Origin of the sequence: Streptomyces sp. NPDC091649 (assembly GCF_044756785.1) — a bacterium.
Taxonomy (GTDB): domain Bacteria; phylum Actinomycetota; class Actinomycetes; order Streptomycetales; family Streptomycetaceae; genus Streptomyces.
The window spans coordinates 55841-58611 of record NZ_JBIVTR010000013.1 but is presented as its reverse complement, the minus strand read 5'-3'; the positions used below and the strand labels follow the sequence as shown (position 1 = coordinate 58611).

1 protein-coding gene is annotated in these 2771 nt (G+C 75.4%); it reads right to left on the bottom strand.

The features are described 5' to 3' along the window. Positions 1-166: 166 nt before the first annotated feature. The coding region (locus ACIQMU_RS21825; protein WP_352242737.1) for an SDR family NAD(P)-dependent oxidoreductase at positions 167-2771 on the bottom strand (2605 nt) is incomplete at its 5' end.

The window sequence follows — 2771 nt, the reverse complement described above, 5'->3', positions numbered from 1 at the left end:
GAACGCGGCGGGGGACGCCGCCCCTGGTAACCGGCTGGCGCGGCAACCGTGGGCGTAGTGGCTCATGAGCGCTTTCGGGGCCCTGGGGGGGGGGGGGCCGGGCCGGGCGGGGGGGGGGGGCGCCGCCGGGGCCGACCCGATCGCTTGCGTCGGGTACGAAGGGGACTCAGCCGCTGATGAACTTGGCCGCCAACTGCGGTGCGGAGACCACGGACACGTCCTCGAACCGGGTGATCGCCTCTCCGCCCGGGGTGCACGCGGTGATGGTGAGCGAGGCGCCGGAGCCCTGGGAGGCGGAGGCGGGCTCGACCACGATCAGGAAGGGCTCGCCGTCGGGCAGGGCGCGGTGCAGGTCCGCCCGGCCGACCGACAGGGGCAGGCCGGCGGTGCCGCGGAACAGCCGGACCCAGACCAGGCCCGCCTGGAGCAGCAGGTCCGCCGTGCCGGGTGCGAACCGGCTGCCCGCGAACGCCCCGCCCGCCGTGCGGTGCTCGGTCAGCTCGCACTCCAGGACCAGGCGCTGGGCGCTTTCGTCCTCGGTGAGCACCCGGCGCACGCCGCGCAGCGAGGGCCCGTGGAACAGTGTGCCGTCGCCGTAGAGGGCGTCGGCGGGACGGCCGCCGCCCAGCGCCGGCAGGGCGCCCGGCGAGACCGGGGCGAGCGTCGCCCGGAAGTCGAGCACCGCTCCGTAGTGCGGACGGGCGACGCCCTGGGCGTCGACCGAGCGGATGGCTCCGCGTACCGCGTCGTCGCCGACGGCCAGTTCGAGGTTGATCCCCTCGGGCTGGGAGCCGTCGAAGACGATGCCCTTGTGCACGGAGAAGTCCCTCACCTGGCGGATCTCGGCGCCGTGGGCCCGCTCGGCCGCGCCGATCATCCAGCCGAGGGCGACGACGGCCGGGAGCACCGGGGCGTCACCGATGACGTGGTCGGCGATGATCGGCTCGTCCCGCAGCGCGGCCAGCGGCCGCTCCACCCGGGTGATGGCGGCGACGGACCGCTCGGGGGCCGAGAGGGGAGTCGTCGGGCCGAGGACGGTGACGACGTCACCGGCGCGGCCGGGGGCGAACTGCTCGGTGAACAGCCGGGCGCCGGTGTCCAGCGGGATCAGGGTGATGCCCCGCTCCCGGAAGACGGCCTTGACCTCCGGGGACACCATGCCGCTGTCCCAGGCGCCCCAGTTGATCGAGGTGACGTGGGCCGAGGGGTGGCGCTGCTTCCAGGAGGAGGCCCAGGCGTTGAGCACCTCGTTGGCCATGGCGTAGTCCGACTGCCCCCGGTTGCCGAAGAACCCGGCGACCGAGGAGAACAGCACGACGTGGCGCAGGGCGTCGGCGTCCAGCGCCGCGGTCACCGAGCGCAGCCCGGCGAGCTTGGGGGCGAAGACCCGCTCGACCTCGGACGCCTTCTTGTTGGCGATCAGCTGGTCGGCGAGGACGCCCGCGCCGTGGACCAGCCCGGTGACGCGGTCCTTGTGCGGGGCGAGCGCGGCGGCGGTGGCCGCCGGGTCCGTGATGTCCACGGCCAGGTACTCCACCCGGCTGCCCGCGGCGCTCACCTCGGCGAGCGTGGCACGGATCTCCCGGGCGCCGACGACGTCCCGGTAGAGCTGCTCGACCCGCTTGGGGGTCGGCTTCTCACCCGTGGACTTCAGCTGGGCGGCCGCGGCGGCCTTGAGCGTGGCGGTGTCCACACCCTGGGCCCAGTCCGGCTCGTCCCCCAGCGGGGTGCGGCCCAGGAGCAGCAGGCCAGGCTGGTGCCGCCGGGCCAGCTCGACCACGCACGCGGCGGTGATGCCGCGTCCGCCGCCGGTCACGACCAGGAGGTCGTCGCTGCCCAGGACGGGCGCGGTCGCCGGGTCGGAGGTGGTCAGCGGCTCCTCGGCGAGCGTCAGGCCGATGCGCCGGCTGCCGTCGAGGCCGACCTGGACCGTCTCGGTGACGGCGTCGCCCAGCTCGGAGAGCAGGAGGTCGGCTCCCGCCTCCGGGCTGAGGGCCGGGGCGAGGTCGACCGCCCGGCAGAACAGTTCGGGGGCCTCGACGGCCAGCGTCTTGACGAGTCCGGCGGGGCCGCCGGCGGGGATCAGCTCCTCCGGCACCCCGCCGAGCCCGAACGCGCCGTCGAGCCGGGTGACCGTGACGAAGGCGGCGCGGCCGGAGGCGGCGGCGGCCGTCAGCGGCGCGACGGCGTGCTTGGCGACCAGCAGCGTGTGCGTGAGCCGCCGGACCCCGTCGGACCACTCGCCCTCACGGGCGGCGGTCAGGTCCAGCACCACGCTGACCCGGTCGGCGAGGATGTTCTCCATCCGCTCGGCCAGCTCGGTCACGCCCCAGCCGGACAGCGCGTGGTCCTTGACCCCGCTGATGCGCTGGGCGACTCCGGGCAGCCGCAGGACGTGCACATGGCGCCCCGACCCGGTCAGGCGCTGGGCGAGCACCGGCGCGAGCTCGGAGCCGTCGTCGACGAGAAGCGCGCCCGCGCCCTCGTCGAAGGCGTCGACCAGCTGGTCGGGGGTGGGCAGCGCGACGAGTGCGGCCTGGGCCCGGCCTATCCCGGCGCCGGCCGGGGCGGCGGCGTCCTGGCCGGCCGGTTCGGGAGCGGCGGTGGCGTCCGCCGCCGGGGCGCCGGCCGCGGTGGCCGGTGCTCCCCCGCTGGTGAATTCGACGATCTGCCGGAGGGTGCGGAGTTCTGCGAGTTGTTCGGGTCCTGCGGTGATGGCTCCGGCGAAGCGTTCTTGGAGGATGCCCATGATTTCGACGCGTTTGATGGAG